At 72.4% G+C, this 20,699-nt stretch carries 18 protein-coding genes; 13 read left to right on the top strand and 5 right to left on the bottom strand.

Features of this window, described 5'->3' with window-relative positions; genetic code table 11:
* Nucleotides 1-90 precede the first annotated feature (90 nt).
* From dnaK to ACERMF_RS00500, 5 genes are all read left to right on the top strand, one after another.
* Nucleotides 91-1,941 (top strand): molecular chaperone DnaK, encoded by a 1,851-nt coding sequence (gene dnaK / locus ACERMF_RS00520; protein WP_373667056.1) that lies wholly within the window; start codon nucleotides 91-93, stop codon nucleotides 1,939-1,941.
* Between the two features lie 179 nt (nucleotides 1,942-2,120).
* Nucleotides 2,121-2,561 (top strand): Hsp20/alpha crystallin family protein, encoded by a 441-nt coding sequence (locus tag ACERMF_RS00515; protein WP_373667055.1) that lies wholly within the window; start codon nucleotides 2,121-2,123, stop codon nucleotides 2,559-2,561.
* A 72-nt stretch (nucleotides 2,562-2,633) separates the two neighbouring features.
* Nucleotides 2,634-3,263 (top strand): nucleotide exchange factor GrpE, encoded by a 630-nt coding sequence (locus tag ACERMF_RS00510; protein WP_373667054.1) that lies wholly within the window; start codon nucleotides 2,634-2,636, stop codon nucleotides 3,261-3,263.
* A 33-nt stretch (nucleotides 3,264-3,296) separates the two neighbouring features.
* Nucleotides 3,297-4,457, top strand: a complete 1,161-nt coding sequence (gene dnaJ / locus ACERMF_RS00505) for a molecular chaperone DnaJ (RefSeq protein WP_373667053.1) — start codon at nucleotides 3,297-3,299, stop codon at nucleotides 4,455-4,457.
* 10 nt (nucleotides 4,458-4,467) lie between these two features.
* Complete coding sequence (locus ACERMF_RS00500; RefSeq protein WP_373667052.1) at nucleotides 4,468-5,082, top strand: heat shock protein transcriptional repressor HspR; 615 nt, start codon at nucleotides 4,468-4,470, stop codon at nucleotides 5,080-5,082.
* Between the two features lie 6 nt (nucleotides 5,083-5,088).
* Here ACERMF_RS00500 and ACERMF_RS00495 read toward each other — a convergent pair whose 3' ends face one another.
* Nucleotides 5,089-6,252 carry a PLP-dependent aspartate aminotransferase family protein gene (locus ACERMF_RS00495; protein ID WP_373667051.1) on the bottom strand — a complete coding sequence of 388 codons (1,164 nt, stop codon included), beginning with the start codon at nucleotides 6,250-6,252 and terminating at the stop codon, nucleotides 5,089-5,091.
* Nucleotides 6,253-6,352: 100 nt separating this feature from the next.
* Here ACERMF_RS00495 and ACERMF_RS00490 point away from each other — a divergent pair, with 100 nt between their 5' ends.
* Nucleotides 6,353-6,829 (top strand): Lrp/AsnC family transcriptional regulator, encoded by a 477-nt coding sequence (locus ACERMF_RS00490; protein ID WP_373667050.1) that lies wholly within the window; start codon nucleotides 6,353-6,355, stop codon nucleotides 6,827-6,829.
* A gap of 149 nt (nucleotides 6,830-6,978) precedes the next feature.
* A complete protein-coding gene (clpB, locus tag ACERMF_RS00485; protein WP_373667049.1) occupies nucleotides 6,979-9,591 on the top strand; it encodes an ATP-dependent chaperone ClpB in 2,613 nt (870 codons plus the stop codon).
* Here the strand turns inward: clpB and ACERMF_RS00480 are convergent.
* A complete protein-coding gene (locus tag ACERMF_RS00480) occupies nucleotides 9,567-10,916 on the bottom strand; it encodes an NCS2 family permease (RefSeq protein WP_373667048.1) in 1,350 nt (449 codons plus the stop codon). The genes clpB and ACERMF_RS00480 overlap by 25 nt on opposite strands.
* 161 nt (nucleotides 10,917-11,077) lie before the next feature.
* Between ACERMF_RS00480 and ACERMF_RS00475 the strand changes: the two genes are divergently transcribed.
* From ACERMF_RS00475 to ACERMF_RS00460, 4 genes are all read left to right on the top strand, one after another.
* Nucleotides 11,078-13,006, top strand: a complete 1,929-nt coding sequence (locus ACERMF_RS00475; protein ID WP_373667047.1) for a glycerophosphodiester phosphodiesterase family protein — start codon at nucleotides 11,078-11,080, stop codon at nucleotides 13,004-13,006.
* Nucleotides 13,007-13,025: 19 nt separating this feature from the next.
* The gene (locus ACERMF_RS00470; RefSeq protein ID WP_373667046.1) at nucleotides 13,026-13,289 is read left to right on the top strand and encodes a hypothetical protein; all 264 of its coding nucleotides are present in this window, start codon (nucleotides 13,026-13,028) and stop codon (nucleotides 13,287-13,289) included.
* A 110-nt stretch (nucleotides 13,290-13,399) separates the two neighbouring features.
* Entirely contained in the window at nucleotides 13,400-14,230 is an 831-nt protein-coding gene (locus tag ACERMF_RS00465) for a 2-deoxy-5-keto-D-gluconate 6-phosphate aldolase domain-containing protein (protein ID WP_373667045.1), read from the top strand.
* Between the two features lie 90 nt (nucleotides 14,231-14,320).
* Complete coding sequence (locus tag ACERMF_RS00460) at nucleotides 14,321-14,524, top strand: dodecin family protein (protein ID WP_373667044.1); 204 nt, start codon at nucleotides 14,321-14,323, stop codon at nucleotides 14,522-14,524.
* A gap of 73 nt (nucleotides 14,525-14,597) precedes the next feature.
* On the opposite strand, the gene ACERMF_RS00455 is transcribed toward ACERMF_RS00460, so the two are convergent.
* Entirely contained in the window at nucleotides 14,598-15,503 is a 906-nt protein-coding gene (locus tag ACERMF_RS00455; protein WP_373667043.1) for a MerR family transcriptional regulator, read from the bottom strand.
* A gap of 102 nt (nucleotides 15,504-15,605) precedes the next feature.
* Between ACERMF_RS00455 and ACERMF_RS00450 the strand changes: the two genes are divergently transcribed.
* Nucleotides 15,606-17,111, top strand: coding sequence for an aldehyde dehydrogenase family protein (locus tag ACERMF_RS00450; RefSeq protein ID WP_373667042.1), 1,506 nt, complete (start codon nucleotides 15,606-15,608; stop codon nucleotides 17,109-17,111).
* Complete coding sequence (locus ACERMF_RS00445; RefSeq protein ID WP_373667041.1) at nucleotides 17,111-18,454, top strand: CynX/NimT family MFS transporter; 1,344 nt, start codon at nucleotides 17,111-17,113, stop codon at nucleotides 18,452-18,454. The genes ACERMF_RS00450 and ACERMF_RS00445 overlap by 1 nt, the downstream gene beginning before the upstream one ends.
* Nucleotides 18,455-18,495: 41 nt before the next feature.
* Here ACERMF_RS00445 and ACERMF_RS00440 read toward each other — a convergent pair whose 3' ends face one another.
* Together ACERMF_RS00440 and ACERMF_RS00435 are read right to left on the bottom strand one after the other, a co-directional pair.
* Nucleotides 18,496-19,146 carry a response regulator gene (locus ACERMF_RS00440; protein ID WP_373667040.1) on the bottom strand — a complete coding sequence of 217 codons (651 nt, stop codon included), beginning with the start codon at nucleotides 19,144-19,146 and terminating at the stop codon, nucleotides 18,496-18,498.
* A complete protein-coding gene (locus tag ACERMF_RS00435; RefSeq protein ID WP_373667039.1) occupies nucleotides 19,143-20,381 on the bottom strand; it encodes a PspC domain-containing protein in 1,239 nt (412 codons plus the stop codon). The genes ACERMF_RS00440 and ACERMF_RS00435 overlap by 4 nt, the downstream gene beginning before the upstream one ends.
* Between the last annotated feature and the right edge of the window lie 318 nt (nucleotides 20,382-20,699).

The raw sequence follows: 20,699 nt of genomic DNA, 5'->3' as shown, positions 1-20,699 counted from the left end.
CGTAGCCGGATCGCTGGCGTACCGTTGTGCCCGAACCGCGGGCCACCGCCCGCCGCGCCGGAAAACGACCCTGCTGCGAGGAGGCCCCACATGGCCAAGGCCGTCGGAATCGACCTCGGGACGACCAACTCCGTCGTCTCCGTCATGGAAGGTGGCGAGCCCACCGTCATCGCCAACGCCGAGGGCGCGCGCACGACGCCGTCCGTCGTCGCCTGGTCAAAGTCCGGTGAGGTCCTGGTCGGCGAGGTGGCCAAGCGCCAGGCCGTCACCAACGCCGACCGCACCATCCGCTCCGTCAAGCGCCACGTCGGCACCGACTGGAAGACCGACATCGACGGCAAGAACTACACGCCGCAGGAGATCTCGGCCCGCATCCTCATGAAGCTCAAGCGCGACGCCGAGTCCTACCTCGGCGACGACGTGACGCAGGCCGTGATCACCGTCCCGGCCTACTTCGACGACGCGCAGCGGCAGGCCACCAAGGAAGCCGGTGAGATCGCCGGCCTCGAGGTCCTGCGCCTGGTCGCCGAGCCGACGGCCGCCGCCCTCGCCTACGGCCTCGAGAAGAGCGACGAACAGACCGTGCTGGTGTTCGACCTCGGCGGCGGCACCTTCGACGTGTCGGTGCTGGAGATCGCCGAGGGCGTCTTCGACGTCAAGTCGACCGCCGGGGACTCGCAGCTCGGCGGAGACGACTGGGACCAGGTTCTCATCGATTGGATGGTCACCACCTTCAAGAACGACCACGGCGTCGACCTCTCCAACGACCGCATGGCCCTGCAGCGCCTCAAGGAGGCCGCGGAGAAGGCCAAGATCGAGCTGTCGTCGTCGCAGGAGACCTCGATCAACCTGCCGTTCTTGACCGCCACCGACGCCGGCCCGCTGCACTTCGAGCAGACGCTCACCCGCGCGAAGTTCAACGAGCTCACCAGCGCCCTGCTCGACCGTCTGCGGGGACCCTTCGAGCGCGCCGTCAAGGACGCCGGCGGCGTCGGCCAGATCGACCACGTCATCCTCGTCGGTGGCTCGACCCGCATCCCCGCCGTGCAGGACCTGGTCAAGGAGCTGACCGGCGGCAAGGAACCCCACAAGGGCGTCAACCCCGACGAGGTCGTCGCGGTCGGTGCCGCCCTGCAGGCGGGCGTGCTCAAGGGCGACGTCAAGGACGTCCTGCTCCTCGACGTCACCCCGCTCTCGCTGGGCATCGAGACCAAGGGCGGTATCACCCACAAGCTCATCGAGCGCAACACCACGATCCCGACCAAGCGCTCCGAGGTCTTCACCACCGCGGACGACAACCAGCCCTCCGTCGAGATCCACGTCCTGCAGGGTGAGCGCGAGATGGTCGGCGACAACAAGTCGCTCGGCAAGTTCATGCTGACCGACCTGCCGCCGGCCCCGCGCGGTATGCCGCAGATCGAGGTCACCTTCGACATCGACGCCAACGGCATCGTGCACGTGTCCGCGAAGGACCTCGGCACCGGCAAGGAGCAGTCGATGACGATCACCGGTGGCTCCGCGCTGCCGAAGGACGACATCGAGCAGATGATCAAGGACGCCGAGGCGCACGCGGACGAGGACCGGAAGCGCAAGGAGGCGGCCGAACTGCGCAACCAGGCCGACACGCTGGCCTACCAGACCGACAAGACCCTCAAGGAGCACGGCGACAAGCTCGACGCGTCCGTCAAGGCCGACATCGAGCAGGCACTCACCGAGCTCCGCGAGGCACTGAAGGGCGACGACGCCGACGCCATCAAGGCCAAGATGGAGGGCCTCGCGTCCAAGTCCCAGCAGCTCGCCGAGGCGATCTACCAGGCCAACGCCGACCAGGGTGGCTCCGCCGAGGGCGGCGCTGCCTCGGCCGACGCCACCGGCACCGACGACGACGTCGTCGACGCCGAGGTGATCGACGAGGGCGAGGACGAACAACGGGCCGGCTGACGCCGACCGCGCCCGAGCACGGGGCGACCAACGGGCCGGCTGACGCCGACCGCGCCCCGAGCACGGGGCGAACAACGGGCCGGCTGACGCCGACCGCGCCCCGAGCACGGGGCGACCAACGGGCCGGCTGACCCCGGCTGCTGCACCGCACCACACCCACCAACCGAGAGGAGGACGTGATGACCACGCTGTCCCGCCGCTACGAACCCCACCGCGACGTCGCGTCGCTCCACGACGAGGTCGAGCGCATGTTCCGCGAGGCGTTCGGGTCGGGCACCGCGACCGCCGGTGCGTTCAGCCCGGCACTCGACGTCGAGGAGACCGAGGACGTCTTCACGCTGCACGTCGAGCTGCCCGGCGTCACCGCCGACGACGTCGAGGTGTCGCTCGAGGAGAACGTGCTGACCATCGCCGGTGAGCGCCGCTTCTACGACGAGAAGGCCGCTGACGGCTTCCGGCGCATCGAACGCCACTTCGGGCGCTTCCACCGCGCGGTCCGACTCCCCGACCGGGTCGACGGAGACAAGGTCTCGGCGACCTATCGCGACGGCCTGTTGACCATCACGGTACCCAAGGCCGAGGAGGCCAAGCCGCGCCGGATCACGGTCAAGGCCAGCTGAGGAACACGACGGGGCGGCGCCAGGTGCGCCGCCCCTCCCACCATCACCCGATTCTTCCGCCAGGAGCACTTCGTGACCGACGCCGGTGACCCGATCCCGATGGACGAGACCGACCAGGCCGAGCCGACCGCGCTGCAGGACGTCAGCGATGCCACGGCTGACGGCGGCACCGAGGCCGGTGCCGAGGCCCCGGTCGACGAGGATGCCACCAGCGACGCCGAGCCCGAAGACCCCCGGTCGGCGGACGACCTCCGGGCCGAACTGCAGGCGGTGCAGGCCCAGCGCGACGAGTACCTCGACGACCTCAGGCGTGCCCGCGCAGAGTTCGAGAACTTCCGCAAGCGCACCGCACGCGAGTCCGCGGGACAGCGCGACGTCGGGCGCGCCGACGTCGCCGGCGCGCTGCTCGAGGTGCTCGACGACCTCGACCGCACGCTGGAGGCCGCCGAGCAGTCCACCGACGACAGCCTGGCCAAGGGCGTCACGCTGGTGGCCGACAAGCTGGTCAGGACCCTGCAGGGGATGGGGCTCGAGCGGCTCGACGAGACCGGCGTGGCGTTCGATCCGAACCACCACGAAGCGGTGAGCCAGCAGGCCGCCGAGGAAGCGTCCGACCACCCCGTGGTCGCGCAGGTGTTCCGCCCCGGCTACCGCCTCGGCGACCGGGTGCTGCGCCCGGCCATGGTGGTCGTCGAACAGTAGGAGCCGGACCGATCCCCGGAGGAGGTGAACCGCGTGGCACCACAGCGTGAATGGCTCGAGAAGAACTACTACGACGTCCTCGGCGTCGCGCAGGACGCCTCGGCCGACGAGATCAAGAAGGCGTACCGCCGCCTCGCGCGCGAGAACCATCCCGACGCCAACCCCGACGACGGTCAGGCCGAGCGACGGTTCAAGGAGGTCGGCGAGGCGTACTCGGTTCTCGGCGACCACAGCCGTCGGCGCGAGTACGACGAGATCCGGCGCCTCGGCGCCACCGGGTTCGGTGGCGGAGGTGCGCCCGGCGGGTTCGGCTTCGACGGTGGTGACCTCGGCGACCTGCTGTCGCAGATGTTCGGCAACGGCCGCGGCCAGGCCGGCCCGACCGCCGGGTTCACCGGCTCGCCGTTCGCCGGCCGCCGGACCCAGTCCCGCAAAGGCGCCGACCTGCGCGCCGACGTGCACCTGACCTTCGAGGACGCGCTCGCGGGCGTGCGCACGACGCTGCGCGTCACCGGCGACGGCGCCTGCGAGACGTGCAAGGGCAATGGCGCGGCACCGGGCACCGTTCCCGTGACGTGTGGGGTCTGCGGCGGTCGCGGCCAGATCGCCATCGACCAGGGACCGTTCTCGTTCGCGCAGCCCTGTCAGGCCTGCGGAGGGCGGGGCCAGCAGATCCCCAACCCCTGCGGCACCTGCGGTGGCAGTGGGCGCGTCGTCAAGCCCCGTGAGCTCAACGTTCGGGTACCCGCCGGCGTCAAGGACGGCGCCGTGATCCGGGTCCCCGGTCGTGGCGGCCCGGGATCCGGCGGCGGGCCGTCGGGGGACGTCCTCGTCAGCGTCCACGTCGCGCCCCACCCCCACTTCGGTCGCCGCGGCGACGACGTGACGCTCGAGGTGCCGATCAGCTTCAGCGAGGCCGTGCTCGGTACCAAGGTCACCGTTCCCACTCCCAGCGGCCACGCGCGCACCATCAAGGTGCCGGCCGGCACCTCCAGCGGTCGCACCTTCCGCATCCGCGGCGAGGGCGCGCCCAGCCGGGGAGGTGGTCACGGCGACCTGCTCGTGACCGTCAAGGTGCACGTCCCGGGCAAGGTCGGCCGCGACCAGAAGCGGCTGTTGCAGGAGCTGGGCGAGCTCGACCAGACGCCGATCGAGCGGGAGCGACTCCTGTTCGGCTCCGACGTCGGCAGCTGAGGAGATCATCGTGGCTGCAGCCCCGACCGACGAGCAGGCGCCCACCGCGGGCGCCGAGCCGCAGCGCTTCCTGGAGCCGCACGCCGCTCCCAACTGGTCGTGGTCACAGCGCCGGGACGAGCCCGCCGAGCCCGCCGACCGCTTCCGGCAGACCGACGACGACGACGCGCCGCTGTACGTGATCTCCGTGGCGGCCGAACTCGCCGATCTCCACCCGCAGACGCTGCGGGCCTACGAGCGCGAGGGGCTGCTGCACCCGGCCAGGACCGAGGGCGGGACGCGTCGCTACTCGCGCCGCGACGTCGAGCGGCTGCGCTTCATCCGCACGCTGACCCAGGACGAGGGACTCAACCTCGCCGGCGTCCGGGTCGTGCTCGAACTGGGCGAGAAGCTCGAGGGGGCGCGCCGCCGGATCGGTGAACTCGAGGAGATGGTGCGCGTCCTCGCGGCACGGGTCGACCAGCGTCCCGCCGGTGACCGCTTCGAGATCATCAAGGCGCCGACCCGCGACGTCGAGGTGCACCAGCTGCGCCGACGGACGGGGCAGCGGCCGGCCGGCAGCCACCCGCCCGCTCAGCGGGCGACGCCGATCCCGCCGCCCGACCGGCATGTCGCCGAGGGCTGAGGGTGGCTAGCCCGCCGTCAGCTCGAGGGCCGCGGCCAGGTCGGCCCAGAGGTCCTCGACGTCCTCGATGCCGGCCGACAGTCGCAGCATGCCCGGGGTGATCCCGCCGGCGGCGCGCCCCTCGTCGCCGACGATGCGGTGCGTGAGTCCGGCCGGGTGCTGGAGAAGCGTGTCGGTCGAGCCCAGGCTCACGGCCGGCGTGATGAGCTCGACCGACTTCATGACCCCGGCCGCGGCGTCGTGGCCGCCGACGAGCTCGAAGGCGAGGATGCCGCCGGGCCCGTCCATCTGGCGTCCGACGAGCCCCGACGGGTCGCTGCCCGGCAGTCCGGGGTAGTGCACGGCGGACACGGCAGGGTGTGCGTGCAGCCGCCGGGCCAGCTCCATGGCATTGGCCTGGGCGGCACGGACCCGCAGGGGCAGCGTCGGCAGGCTGCGGTGCAGCAGGTAGGCCGCCTGGGGGTCCAGCAGCCCGCCGGTCAGGATCCGGACCTGCCGCAGGGCCGCCGCGCGCTCGCCGCTGGTCGCCACGACGCCCGCCATGACGTCGCCGTGTCCGGACAGGGCCTTCGTCGCGCTGTGCAACGACCAGGCGACGCCATGGAGCAGCGGACGTTGCAGGATCGGGGTGGCGAAGGTGTTGTCGACCACGACCGGAACGTCGCCGGCGGCGGCGACCAGCGCGTCCAGGTCGATCAGTCGCAGGGTCGGGTTCGCCGGTGTCTCGGCGACCACCAGCGCGGTGTCGTCGCGGATCGCGTCGGCCACCCCGTCCGGCGAGGCCCAGGTGACCTGGCAGCCCAGGAGGTCACTGCCGAGCAGGTGATCGGTGCAGCCGTACAGCGGCCGCACCGCGACGACGTGACGGCCGACGGCGCCCGCCGCCAGCAGCACCGCGGTCATCGCCGCCATCCCGGATCCGAAGGCCACCGCCTCGTCGGCCTGCTCGAGTTGCGCGATGCCGGCTTCCCACCGGGCGACCGTCGGATTGTGCAGGCGTGCGTAGACCGGCGACCCCTCGGGCCGTCCACCGGCCGCCATGGCGTCGAGGCTCGCCGTGCCGGCGTCCAGGCTCGTCAGCGGGTAGGTGGTGGAACGGTCGAGCGGCGGCGTGTGCACCCCGAGCGCTCGGAACTGCTCCCGCCCCGCATGGACGGCGGTCGTGCTCATGCCAGCCGACACCGGAGATCCTCCCCTGGGAAACAATCCTCGGCATCCTCTCACCGGCTAGGTTCGCCGTCCATCGGACATCTTCCGGAATGAGGCCTCGATGTACCCGTTGGACCGGACAGATCGGGTGTTGCTGCACGCCCTGCAGGCGGACGCGCGCGCGACGGTCAAGGAGTTGGCGGCGGCCAGCGGTCTGTCGCCGTCGGCGGCTCACGACCGGGTGCGGCGGCTGCAACGCGCCGGCGTGATCACCGGACATCTCGCCGCGCTCGATCCCGCCTCGGTCGGGATCGGGCTGCAGGCGTTGATCCAGGTGCAGCTGCGGCAGCACTCCCGTGCATCGCTGGCGTCGTTCCGTGCGCATGCGCTCTCGCTGCCGGAGACCCTGGCGGTGGCCCACGTGACCGGCGCCATGGACTTCCTCGTCCGGGTCGGCGTGCGGGACAGCGACCATCTCCGCGACCTGGCCCTGGACGCTTTCACGACCCGCCCGGAGGTCGCGCGCCTGGAGACGGCGATCGTCTACGAGCACGTGCTCGCCACGCACTGGCCGATCGTGACCCGCGACGACGCGTGAGACCGTGCCCGGTCGGCGACGAGGAAGCCCTGCGTTCGGCCGGCGCAGGTTCTCCGCGCCGCCTGCCCGCAGGACCGTCGCGATCGACGGGCGTCGTGCGTACGTTGGCCCGTACTCCGCCCCGACACTGGCCCAGGAGGTGAGGTGACATGGACTTCGAGCGCTTGACCCACAAGTCCCAGGAGGCGCTACAGCAGGCCGGTGGCATCGCGCGCGACCGCAAGCACCCCGAGGTCGGCTCCGCACACCTGCTGCTCGCACTCGTGTCCCAGGCGGAGGGCGCCGTCCTCCCGGTGCTGCAACGTCTCGGGGTGACGCCGACGTCGCTGCGCAACCGCATCGGGGAACTGCTCACCGCCATGCCGGCCGCGTACGGCTCGTCGGGCGACGTCCGCATCAGCACCGGGCTCGGCCAGTCGCTGGAGCGCGCCAGCGAGGAGGCCGCGCAACTCGGCGACGACTACGTCTCGACCGAGCACCTGCTGCTCGCCCTCACGGACGGCGGGGACCGAACCGCCTCGCTGCTGCGCGAGGCCGGGATCACCCGCGAGGCCATCCTCGAGGTGCTGCGCGACGTCCGCGGCGCCCAGAAGGTGACGTCGAAGGATCCCGAGGCGACCTACGAGGCGCTCGAGAAGTACGCCCGCGACCTCACCGCCCTGGCACGTGAGAACAAGCTCGACCCCGTGATCGGCCGCGACGAGGAGATCCGCCGGGCGATCCAGGTCCTCGTCCGCCGCACGAAGAACAACCCGGTCCTGATCGGGGAGCCCGGTGTGGGCAAGACCGCCATCGTCGAGGGGCTCGCGCGCCGCATCGTCGAGGGCGACGTTCCCACGCTGCTGGAGAACAAGAAGCTGGTCGAGCTCGACCTGTCAGCGATGGTTGCCGGCGCCAAGTACCGCGGGGAGTTCGAGGAGCGCTTCAAGGCGGTCCTGAAGGAGATCGAGGCCTCCGACGGCGAGATCATCACCTTCATCGACGAACTGCACACCCTGGTCGGTGCCGGGGCGGCCGAGGGCGCGATGGACGCCGCCAACATGCTCAAGCCGCTGCTCGCCCGCGGTCGCCTGCGCATGATCGGCGCGACCACCCTGGGCGAGTACCGCAACATCGAGAAGGACGCGGCGCTCGAACGCCGCTTCCAGCCCGTCCACGTCGCCGAGCCGTCCGTCGTCGACACCGTCGGCATCCTGCGCGGTCTCAAGGAGCGCTACGAGGTCCACCACTCGGTCCGGATCACCGACGACGCCATCGTTGCGGCCGCCAGCCTGTCCGACCGTTATCTGACCGACCGGTTCCTGCCCGACAAGGCCATCGACCTGCTCGACGAGGCCGCCGCACGGCTGCGCATCGCCATCGATTCGCTGCCGCCCGAGATCGACGAGGTCGACCGCCGTATGCGCCAGCTCGAGATCGAGCGGGTCAGCCTGTCCAAGGAGGAGACCGAGAGCGCCCGGTCGCGACTGCGCGATCTCGACGCCGAGCTCGCCGACCTGCGCGAGCGCGACCGGGCGATGCGCGCCCGGTGGCAGAACGAGAAGGACGCGATCGAGCAGTTGCACGCTGCGAAGGAGGAGCTCGAGCAGGTACGCGAGGAGGCCGCGATGGCCGAACGCGAGGGCGACTACGAGCGCGTGTCGGAACTGCGCTACGCCCGGATGCCCGAGCTCGAACGTCGCATCGCCGAGGCCCAGCAGCGGATGGCCGAGCAGCGTGCCGCCGGCGAGAGCCTGCTCGAGGAGGAGGTCACCGAGACCGAGATCGCCGAGGTCGTGGGCCGCTGGACGGGCATCCCGGTGGCCCGGCTGATCGAGTCGGAGGCCGCCAAGCTCGTCACGCTCGAGGACCAGCTGCACAAGCGCGTCGTGGGCCAGGACGAGGCCGTGGAGGCCGTCGCCAACGCCGTGCGTCGCAGCCGGTCGGGCATCGCCGACCCCGACCGTCCGCTCGGCAGTTTCCTCTTCCTCGGCCCGACCGGGGTCGGGAAGACCGAGTTGGCGCGTGCACTCGCCGAGTTCCTGTTCGACGACGAGCGGGCCATGATCCGCATCGACATGGGCGAGTACCAGGAGAAGCACACGGTCGCCCGGCTGATCGGGGCACCTCCCGGCTACGTCGGCTACGACGAGGGCGGCCAGCTCACCGAGGCCGTTCGTCGCCGGCCGTACCGGGTCGTCCTGCTCGACGAGGTCGAGAAGGCCCATCCCGACGTGTTCAACGTGCTGCTGCAGGTGCTCGACGACGGGCGGCTCACCGACGGGCAGGGCCGCACCGTCGACTTCCGCAACGTGGTCGTGATCATGACCTCCAACCTGGGCTCACAGCACATCCTGGATCTCACGATCTCGCAGGAACAGCTGCGGGACCGGGTGATGGCCGACGTCCAGACCCACTTCCGGCCGGAGTTCCTCAACCGCATCGACGAGACGGTGATCTTCTCGCGCCTCGCCCCCGAGCAGTTGCGCGCGATCGTCGACATCCAGCTCGGACGCCTGCGTCGTCGGCTCGCCGAACGCGACCTCGGGCTCGAGGTCACCGACGCCGCGATGGACTGGCTCGCGCAGCGCGGGTACGACCCGCTCTACGGCGCGCGGCCGGTCAAGCGGCTCCTGCGGCGTGCCGTCGAGGACCCGCTGGCCAAGGCGCTGCTCGACGGCAAGATCGTCGACGGGCAGCAGGTGGTCGTCGAGGTCGACGACACCGGCGAACTGCAGCTCACCGGTCGCAGCGGGGACTACTCGACGAGCCAGATGAAGTAGCCGGCGAAGACCACCAGCAGCACCCACATGATCGGGTGGACCTCGCGCACGCGGCCCTTGAACAGCATCATCAGCGGGAACAGCAGCAGGCCGAGCGCGATGCCGGTCGCGATCGAGTAGGTCAGTGGCATCGCCAGCACCGTCACGAAGGCCGGGATGGCGTACTCCATCCGGTCCCACTCGATCTGTCCCAGCCCACGCGCCATCATCACCCCGACCAGGATGAGCGCGGCCGCGGTCACCTCGGCGCTGATGATCAACAGCAACGGCGAGAAGAACAACGCGAGCAGGAAGAAGCCGGCCGTCGTGACCGCGGTCAGGCCCGTGCGTCCGCCCGCGCCCACACCGGCGGAGGACTCGATGTACGACGTGGTCGTCGAGGTGCCGAGGGCTGCACCACCCATGGTGGCGACCGAGTCCGACACCAACGCGCGGTTGCCGTTGGGCAGCGTGCCGTCGGCGTTGAGCAGGCCGGCCTGGTTGGTGACCGCGATCAGGGTGCCGGCGGTGTCGAAGAAGTCGACGAACAGCATCGTGAAGACCACGACCAGCATCTGGACGGTGAGCAGTTCACCGAAGGCGCCGAAGGCGGCACCCAACGTCGGGCCGACACTGGGCACGCTGGAGACCACGCCGCCGAACTCGGTCACGCCGAAGACCACGCCGACGACGGCCGTCGCCGCGATGCCGTAGAAGATCGCGCCACGGAGGCCGCGCATCAGGAACAGGGCGGTGACCAGGATCCCGAAGATGGCCAGCAGGGTGGTGGAGGACCCGAGGTCGCCCAGCGCGACGGTCGTGGCCTCGCTCGGCACCACGATGCCGGCGTTCTTGAGTCCGATGAACGCGATGAACAGACCGATGCCGGCGCCGACGGCCAGCTTCAGTTGCAACGGGATCGCGTTGATGACCGCCTCGCGCGCCCCGGTGAGCGTGAGCACGAAGAAGATCGCGCCGGACACGAAGGTGCCGGCCAACGCCGTCTCCCACGGCACGCCGAGGCCCAGCACGACGGTGTAGGCGAAGAATGCGTTGAGACCCATGCCCGGCGCCTGCGCGATCGGAAAGTTCGCGTACAGGCCCATGACCAGCGTGCCCAGCGCGGCCGCCAGGCAGGTGGCGACGAAGACCGCGCCGACGTCCATGCCCGCGTCGCCGAGGATCAGCGGGTTGACGAAGACGATGTACGCCATCGCCAGGAACGTCGTGAGCCCGGCGATGACCTCGGTCCGCACGTCGGTGCCGTGCTCGCGCAGCTTGAAGAAGCGGTCGAGAGGCGACGGGGCGCGGCCCGGGGCCTCGGTGGTGCGGACGTCCTCGCTCACGGCGCGCTCTCCTGGTGCCGACCTGATGCCGAGTGGTGCGGAGCCCGAGGCCGGACAGTGGCCGTCGGTACACCAGACACCCTAATCGGCGGCGACGGCAACGCGGCGCAACGCGCTGTCCTCGCCCGATCCGCGCGGTCCTCGCCGCTAGGGTTCCCGGCGTGGAGGGGACCCTGGGGCAGCGCAGTCGTCGACGGCTCGGCATCGTCGGCGTGCTCCTGCTGTGCGGACTCGTCGCGCTGGCCCTGCAGGGCCCGCCCCGGGACCGCGTCCCGGACTTCGCCGCCAACGACGTCAGCGTCATCGCCCACTCCGGCGCCCAGGGGCACGCGCCCACCAACACGCTGGTCGCGTTCGACGTCGCGCTCGAGCAGGGCGCGCACGTCCTGGAGATGGACCTGCAGCTCACCGCCGACGCCGAGGTGGTCGTCATCCACGACGGCACCGTCGACCGGACCACCGGTGCCACCGGCGCGGTCGTCGACCTGACCCTGGCGGAGCTGCGGGCACTCGACGCCGGGTGGTACTTCGAGGACGCCGACGGCGCGTATCCGTTCCGCGGTGCCGGTGTCCGGATCCCGACGCTGCGTGAGGTGCTCGACCGCTATCCCGACACGCACCTGGTCGTGGAGCTCAAGACGGAGTCACCGGTCGCGATCGCCGAACCGGTGATCGACCTGCTGCGCGCGTACGGTCGCGACGACGGCAGCGTCACGGTCGCGAGCTTCTCGACCGACTACCTCGAACCGGTCCGGGCCGCCCTGCCCGACGTGCCCACCAACATGCCCGAGGGCGAGACGACCGGCTTCTACGTCCGCCAACTCGTCGGGCTGCACCCCTGGTGGACGCCGCCCGGCGCGGTGTTCCAGGTCCCCGAGTTCCACGACGGCCGGCGCGTCGTCACGCCCCGCTTCGTGCGTGCGGCGGAACGCCTGGGCGTGGACGTACAGGTCTGGACGGTCAACGAGCCCGAACAGATGCACCGCCTCCTCGACGCGGGCGTGCACGGCATCATGACCGACTTCCCCGACCGGCTCGTGCAGGTGCTCGAGGAGCGAGCGCTGGCCGAGGCGGCCGATCCCGGGGGGTACGGCGTCCAGCTGCAGCGTGCGGCGGACCTGCAGGCCGGGCCGGGCTGGCGGACCACGGTGTTGCACGCGGTCACCTTCCTCGGCGACGAGGAGTTCTACCTGCTCGCCTTCCCGTTGCTGTACTGGGCCGTGAGCCGCCGCCTCGGCGTCCGCCTCGGCGTGATGCTGCTCGCGACCGCCAGCATCAACTCGATCGGGAAGTTGGTGGCCGTCACGCCCCGGCCGGCGTTCCTGGACCCGTCGCTGGAGCGGGTGCCGGAAGCCACCTATGGCATCCCGTCCGGACACGCCCAGAACGGCGCCGCCGTGTGGGGCCTGCTGGCGGTGCGTCTGCGACGCTGGTGGGTCCGGGTCGCGCTGGTGGGGCTGATCCTGGCCATCGGCTGGTCGCGGATCCACCTGGGCGCGCACTTCGTCGAGGACATCCTGGTGGGCTGGGCGGTCGGCGCGATCCTGCTCGTGCTGTTCCTGCTGCTCGAACCCCGCGTGCGCCGATGGGCGGCCGCCCGTGGCCCCGTCGAATGGGTCATGGCGGCCGTGGTCGCGTCCTGGACGCTCATCCTGGTCGGCGGGCTGCTCTCGGGTCGGCTGCGCGGCATCGACCCGGGTTGGCCGGGCCTGCTCGACCCGGCCGAGGCGAGCGGGTTCGCCGACGTCGTGACCCCGGCGGCCACCCTCGCGGGACTCGCCATCGGGCTCGCCCTGCTGCTGCCCCGCGGCGGCTTCGACAGCGGGGGACCGCTGGGCCGGCGAGCCGGACGCGTCGCCGTCGGCCTGGTCGGCGTGGTCGTGCTGTGGCAGGGACTCGGCGCACTCTTCCCGGACGGCGGCGACGTCGTGGCACTCGTCCTGCGCTACCTGCGCTACCTCCTCGTCGGGGCCTGGGTCGGTGGTCTCGCGCCGCTGCTGTTCGTGCGCCTCGGCCTCGCGGCCCCGGCGCCGGCACCCACGACGACGGGCCCGGACGCGCACGCCCGACGGGATACCTTGCGCGCCTGAGCACCCCAGGAGGACCGCCGTGGCGAAACGGGCGCAGGCATCCGATCGCGACCCCTTCGCTCCCGTCGAGGCGTCGCCCCGGTTCGCGACTCCGCTCGCGGTCCTTGCGCTGGCCTGTGCCGTGCTCAGCGTCGTCAGCTACGCCGAGGTGTTCCTGGGCCCGCTCGGCATGGCGCTCGGGCTCATCGCCCACGTCAAGGGCAGCCGGCTGGGCATGCCGGCCGCGATCGTCGCCGCCCTCGCCATGATCGTCGGGATGTCGATCACCTTCTTGTTGCGCTGAGGTCGTCCCCGCGACGGCCCCCCGCGGACCACGTCCGGGGGAGAGGGGCGGCGAGGCGGCCGGCTCGGGCGCGTCACTACGCTCGCGGCCCGTCGAGGAGAGGTGGTCGAGTGCAGCCTGGTTACGACCGTGCCCTGTACGCGGTGCGCTTCGGTGACCGTGGGGGCGCTGCCCTCGACGCGCAGGCGGCCGCCCTCGTCTGGAGCGGGATCCAGCAGGTGGGTGCCGCCGGAAGCGCGGCCGACCCGACCGACCTCGGGGTGCTCGTCGACGGGCGCACGCAGCAGCGACTGGCCGACGCGATACCGGGCGAGTCGATCCAGCTGGTCCTGCCGCTGAGCGGTGGTGCCGCCGAGTTCAGCCTCGCGCCGGGTGACGACTTCGGTGCGTTCGTCGACCGGTTCTCCCCGCGCATCGCCCAGGTCGAGGTGCGATGGGGCCCCGACCTCGACCCCGACGCCAAGAAGGCCCAGGCGCTGGAGCTGACCCGCCTGTCGGCGTGGCTGCACGAGACCGACCGGGTGCTGCTCGTCGACCTCGAGCCCACGGGTCCGTCGGCGTCGGACGCCGACCGCCTCGACACCTGGTTGAAGTCGGTCCGGGAGGTGCGCGAGGTCGGCATCGAGGCCGACCTGTGGGCGCTCCCGGCCCCCCGCGACGTCGAGGAGGCCGCGGCGGTCGCCGAACTCGTCCGGGACGCCGGACGCGACGACGTCGGCGTCCTCGTGCGCGACGGCACCGACGCGACCGACCACGACGTCGTGGCCGCGCTCGGCCGCGTCGCCGGCGTCGCGGGCTACCGCGGTTTCGTGCTGGGCCCCTCCATCTGGTCGGATGCGCTCGCGCAGTGGCGCACGGGCGTGCTCGACGACGACGCGGCGGCGACCGCGATCGCCGACCGGCTGCGCCAGGCGATCGCCGCGGCGACGCGCGTGGCGTGATCGCCACGCAACGCCGCGCCCCACCCGGGCCCGGCCCGCACCCAGGCGAAGCACGACGCGCGTGCCGAGCACGCGAGGAGATCTCTCGAGATGGCGGTCATCAAGACAATCGACCTGGTCGGCGTGTCCACCGAGTCCTGGCGCGACGCCGCGCACAAGGCACTCGAGGAGGCCACCAAGACCCTTCGCAACGTGGAGGGGTTCAGCGTGCTCGACACCTCGGCGGTGGTCGAGGGCACCGAGATCAGCGAGTACCACACGCACGTGCGGATCAAGTTCCGGATCAGCCGCTGACCCCGCCGCTGATCCCGTAGGGCGACCGGACACGCTCGGGATCCCGATCCGGGAGTGTCGAGGCGGAGCCGGGTCAGACCACGTCGTGCCGCGCCGCGACGGCACGGTCCAGGCTGGCCGGGATCTCGGTGAGCGCGCCCCGGTGGACGACCGCGCCCGGCAGCCTCGCGGTGTCGGCGGGCACGAAGCCACTTCCGCCGAGCACCACCCCCGCGCGCACGAAGGCCGGGCCCCCGGCCAGGAACGCCTCGGCATGCTCGCGGAAGACGGCGCCGACCAGCACGACCTCGGGATCCAGTTCCTCGACGGCGCGCTCGATCGCGGGCGTCGGCGTGCGTGCGCCGAGATAGTGGACCCGCCAGCCGGCGTCCGCCGCCACGGCGGCCGCCGCCAGCAGTCCCAGGTCGTGCTCCTCGCCCTCGGGAGCGACCGCGACCACGCCCGCGCCCGTGGAACGCGCCTGACCACGGAGCAGGCGCTGCAGGCGGGGACGCAGCGTGTTGGTCGCGAAGTGCTCGCGGGCGATGACGCGCGGGTCCTGCTCCCAGCCGTCGCCCAACTGGCGGAGCACCGGCAGCAGCACCTCGTCCAGGGCGCGCGGGATCTCGAACCGTGCCATGACGTCGTCGACGACGCCCTCCGCCGCCGGCGCGTCGAAGGCGTCGATCGCGGCACGCAGGCGCTCGATCAGGCTCGTCGCCGCCGTACCGTCCCTCCCGACCGGTCGTAGCCGGGTGACCGTCGCGGGCGCACGCAGCACCTCGCGGGCCGCGGCGGCCGCCGACCAGCCCTGCTCGAGAAGACCGGTCATGGCCACGACCCGATGCACGTCACGGTCGCTGTAGAGGCGGTGCCCGCCGTCGGTCCGGTCAGGGGACAACAGGCCGTAGCGTCGTTCCCACGCCCGCAGGGTCGGCACGGCGACGCCCGTACGGCGCGAGACCTCGCCGATGCGCAGGACGGCACGTGGATCGGTCACGGAGCGGGGTCACCCTCGGTCTGGGTCACGGGACGCGCGGGGTTCGATGCTGGCGGTCGCGACGGACGGGCCACGCATCTGGCCCAGGCTACGTTGGGTGCCATGGACGTCCAACCGCTCGAATCGCTGCAACCCGGCCAGCCGCTGCTCTTCGGCGGCGACCGGGTCACGCACGTCGACCCGCGTCTGGCGGCCGCGTTCTCGGCAGGTGACGCGCTGGTCGTGCTCCAGGACACGGGTGAGATCCTGCACCTGCCCGAAGCGGACCGCGTGGCGGCGCGGACCGCCGTCGAAGCCGCGACGGCGGCCTTCGCCGCGATGGGCGAGATCGACGACGACCGCCTCGATGCGTTCTACACCGCGTTCGCCGACCACCTCGAGGACGAGGAGCGGTTCGCGCCGATCGCCGCCGCCAACGCCGACGACGTCGCCGCCGCGCGCGACCGCGGCCGCTCGACCACGCGCCTGGTCCTCACCGACCGGATGCGGGCCGACATGGTGGCCGGACTGCGCAACTGGACCCGGATCCCCTCGCCCCGCGGGCGGGTCCTCGACACGCTCGACCACGACGGCTGGACCCTGGAGCAGGTCAGTGACCGGCTCGGCGTGGTCGCGTTCGTGTTCGAGGGACGCCCCAACGTCTTCGCGGACGCCTGCGGCGTGCTGCGCGGGGGCAACACCGTCGTGTTCCGCATCGGCTCCGACGCCCTCCGGACGGCACGGGCGATCGTCATGCACGCGCTCGATCCGGCCCTCGAGGTCGCCGGCCTGCCACCGGGTGCTGCCTCGCTGGTCGACGCGCCGTCGCACGCAGCGGGCTGGGCACTGTTCGCCGACCCACGGCTGGCGCTGGCCGTCGCCCGGGGCTCCGGCGAGGCGGTACGCCAGCTGTCGGCCGTGGCACAGCAGGCCGGCAACGCGGTGTCCGCGCACGGCACCGGTGGCGCCTGGCTGGTCGCGACCAGCGACGCCGACGCGGAACGGTTCGCCGCCGCGGTCCGACACTCGCTCGACCGCAAGGTCTGCAACACCCTCAACGTCTGCTGCATCGCCCGTGACCGCGCCGAGGACCTCGTGCCCGTCTTCCTCGACGCACTGGACCGGGCCGCCGCCGAGCGCGACGCGAACGCGAAACTGCACGTCCTGCGGTCCAGCCTGGCCTTCGTCCCCGACGAGCGGTTCGCCGCCGAGGTCGCGATCGAACGCGCCACGGGTACGGCACAGGAGCCGTGGGCGCAGCCGCTCGACGACGCCGACCTCGGTACCGAGTGGGAGTGGGAGAACAGCCCCGAGGTGTCACTGGTGGTCGTCGACGACCTCGACCACGCCGTGTCGCTGTTCAACCGCCACAGTCCCCGGTTCGTGTTGTCGGTGCTCTCCTCCCACCCGGCCGACCTCGACCGTGCCTGGCGGCTCGCCGAGGCGCCGTACGTCGGCGACGGCTTCACCCGCTGGGTGGACGGCCAGTACGCGCTGGGTACGCCCGAGCTCGGGCTGTCGAACTGGGAACTCGGGCGCCTCTTCGGCCGCAGCGGCATCCTTTCCGGCGCCGCGATCCACACCGTGCGTTCGCGGGTCCGTCAACACGACCCGGACCTGCACCGCTAGTGCCCTCCACCCCGCACCGCCCCGACGGCGCGGCCGGACGGGCGGCGTCGCAACGCTGGTCGCGTCGGAGCGGCCCGCTGGGTGCGATGGACCTGCTCGCGGCACTGGCGGTCGTGCTGACGGCGCTGAACCTCCGGCCCGCGGTCACCAGCTTCGGTGCGCTGCTGCCGGATCTGCGCCAGGACATCGGCATGCCGTCGGCGCTGGCCGGGGTGGTCACCACGCTGCCCCCGATCTGCTTCGGCGTGTTCGGGCTGCTGATCGGCCGGTGGGCCCGGCGGCGCGACACGGCCCTGGTGTTGAGCGCCGCGATGGTGCTGACCTCCGTCAGCCTCCTGGGTCGGGTGCTGGTCGACCGGCCCGAGGCGGTCCTGGCGTGGACGGTGCCCGCCCTGGCCGGCATGGGGATCGGCAACGTGCTGATGCCGGTCGCCGTGAAACGCTGGTTCCCCCGCCACGTCGGCCGGGCGACCGGGCTGTACTCGATGGCGCTGGCGGTCGGCACGGCCATCGCGGCCGCGGCATCCGTGCCGATCGCCGAGGCGTTCGGCTCGTGGCGCGCCGGTCTGGGCGTTTGGGCCCTGCCTCCGCTCGCCGCCGTGCCGGCGTGGCTGTGGCTGCGCGGGCGCGCGCCGACCGACGATGCCCCGGCGACGGACCGCCCGTCGGACGCGGACCGCCCGCCGCTCACGAACGACCCGCCGGACACGGACCGCCCGCCGGCGACCGACCGGCGAGCGACGGCGAGCGACGCCGCGCCGGTCGTCGTGCGGCCCGCCGTGCACCGGCAGTTCAAGGCCTGGGCCCTCGCCGGCTACTTCGGGCTGCAGAGCCTCGGCGCCTACGCCGTGATGGGATGGCTGCCGTCGATCTACCAGGACGCCGGGGTCGATGCCGCCCGGGCCGGGCTGCTGCTGGCACTGGTGACCCTGATCGGTGCGCCGATCAGCATCGTGCTGCCCGAACTCGCCGCGCGGCGCGACGACCAGCGCATCTACGTGGTGCTGCTGGGCAGCCTGGCCGTCACGGGCTACCTCGGCCTGCTCGTGGCACCGGCCGCCCTGCCGGTGGTGTGGGCGGCCCTCGTCGGGCTCGGGATGGGTGCTTTCCCGCTGGCGCTGGTCCTGATCGGCCTGCGGGCCCGGGGACCGGAGGGCACCGCGAGTCTGTCGGCGCTCAGCCAGGGCGTCGGCTACCTCATCGCCGCGAGCGGGCCCGTCGCGATCGGGTTGCTCCACGACGCCACCGGCTCATGGACGCCCCCGCTGCTGGTGCTGGTCGGCCTGCAGGTGCCCCAGGTCGTGCTGGGACTGGTCGTCGCACGGCCCGGCAACGTCGACTGACAGACCGAATGCGCCGGCGGCCGCCCGGAGAATCTCGGCGCTCAGAGCAGGTCGCGGCCTGCCGCCCAGGCGGTCAGCTCGTGTCGGTTGGACAGCTGCAGCTTGCGGAGGACGGCCGACACATGGGTCTCGACCGTCTTCACGGAGATGAACAGCCGGCTGGCGACCTCCTTGTAGGTGTAGCCGCGGGCGATGTGGCGCAGCACCTCCTTCTCGCGGGTCGTCAGCTGGTCCATCTCGGGGTCGTCGCTGGTGACGCCGGGCGGCAGGTCGCCGGCGAAGGCGTCGAGCACGAACCCGGCCAGCCGCGGCGAGAACACCGCATCGCCCTGCTGGATCCGGCCGATGGCGACCACGAGGTCGTCGGGAGCGATCGTCTTGGTGACGTACCCGCGGGCGCCGGCCCGGATGACGGCGATGACGTCCTCGGCCGCGTCGGACACCGACAGGGCCAGGAACCGCACGTCGGGCAGGCTCTCGTGCACCGCCTGGATGACGGCGCGACCACCGCCGCCGGGCATGTGCACGTCGAGGAGGACGACGTCCGGCTTGGTCTGGCGGATGCCCTGGATGGCGGTGTCCACGTCGCCGGCGTCGCCGACGATGGTGACGTGGGGTCCGAGTTCGGCGCGGACCCCGGCCCGAAACAGGCGGTGGTCGTCGACGAGGAAGACACGGATGGCGCGAGTCATGGGTGGATCTCCCGTGGGTGGGACGCGTGGTGGTCGTTGGCGGCTTCGCCGTCCGGCTGGGGCGGACCCTGCGGTTGGCGGCGTCGCGGCACGCACAGCTCGATCTCGGTCCCCTCGCCCGGACGTGACCGCACGCGCCCGTGGCCGCCGTGGCGGTCGAGCCGGCCGATGATCGACTCGCGCACCCCGCGGCGGTCCGCCGGGATGGCGGCCAGCTCGAAGCCCGCGCCGCGGTCGCGCACGAAGGCGGTGACCTGGTCGTCCTCGACCTCGACGTAGACCGAGGCCGTGGTCACGCCGGCGTGCTTCGCCACGTTGACGCAGGCCTCGCGCATCGCGGCCAGGAGTGCGAGTACCGGGTCGTCGACGGCCGCCTCGCCGACCACGACCACGTCGACCTGCAGGTCGTGCACCGCCTCCACCTCCTCGACGACCTGCTCGACGGCCGCGCCGAGGTGGGTCTGCTCGTGGAGGCGGTCGCGCTGGCCGTACAGCCAGCCCCGCAGCTCCCGTTCCTGGCTGCGCGCCAACGCCACCATGCGCCGGGGCTGGTCGGCGTTGCGTTGGATCAGGGCGAGGGTCTGCAGCACCGAGTCGTGCAGGTGCGCGGCCAGTTCCGCCCGCTCCTCCTGCCGGATGCGTTCCCGACGCTCGAGGCCGAGCTGGTCGACGAGGCGCCACAGCCAGGGTCCGAACAGCAGGCCGAGTCCGACGAGTGCGGCGAGGACGGCGAAGCCCAGCTCGCGCAGGGCGTCGAGCCCGTCCTGGCCGGCGAGGAAACCGGCCACCGCCCCGGCCACCAGCAGCGTGCCCACCAGCAGCCGCACGGGCGAAGCAGGCCCGGGCGCGGCACTGGACAGCGCGTGACTGCCCGGGATGCGGGCGGTGACCTGGGACCAGCGCGATCGGTCGGCGTCGTCGCCTCGGGTCCAGACGATCGCCGAACCGACCGCCGCCAGCGTCACCGGGAAGACCAGCGCGTCGCCGAACCACAGGCCGAGGCCGCGCAGGAGCAGCAGGACTCCGAGGCAGATCAGGCCGAGCGACGTGGCCTGCTGCAGGGTCGCCGGCCGTCGCGGCACGCCCGGCGCGGCGACCGGGGTGAAGGCCCACAGCACGCCGTACAGCAGCACGCCGGCGCCACCGGCCAGGCTGAGCACGACGAAGGCGATGCGGATCAGGACCGGGTCCACACCCAGCCGGGCGCCGAGACCCGCGGCCACGCCGCCGATCACCCGGCTGGGTCCCAGTGGCTCGGGCAGCCTCGCGGCGGGCGGCTCCCCCCGTCCCCCGCGGTCCGCACGCGGCGGTGGGGGCGGGTACGACGGCACACCGCCCGGCGCGGGCGGCGGCGCGGTGTCCGGGCCGGGAACGTGGTCGATGGCACTGCCTCGCGTGTGCGTCCATCAGCAGCGTCGCACATGGTCCCGCCGTGCGGCACCGGAGCCGCCCCGGAGCTGTCGCCGCGCGCTCAGGGTCGTCCCAGGGTGGTCCCCGATGGCCGGAGGGGGCGTGCCGGCGCACCATGGGACCACCGCGCCTGCGGTCGCCTG

The organism is Egicoccus sp. AB-alg6-2 (assembly GCF_041821025.1).
In the GTDB taxonomy this organism is placed as follows: Bacteria; Actinomycetota; Nitriliruptoria; order Nitriliruptorales; family Nitriliruptoraceae; genus Egicoccus.
The sequence above is the reverse complement of the archived record's forward strand: the minus strand, read 5'-3'. Positions and strand labels throughout refer to the sequence as shown.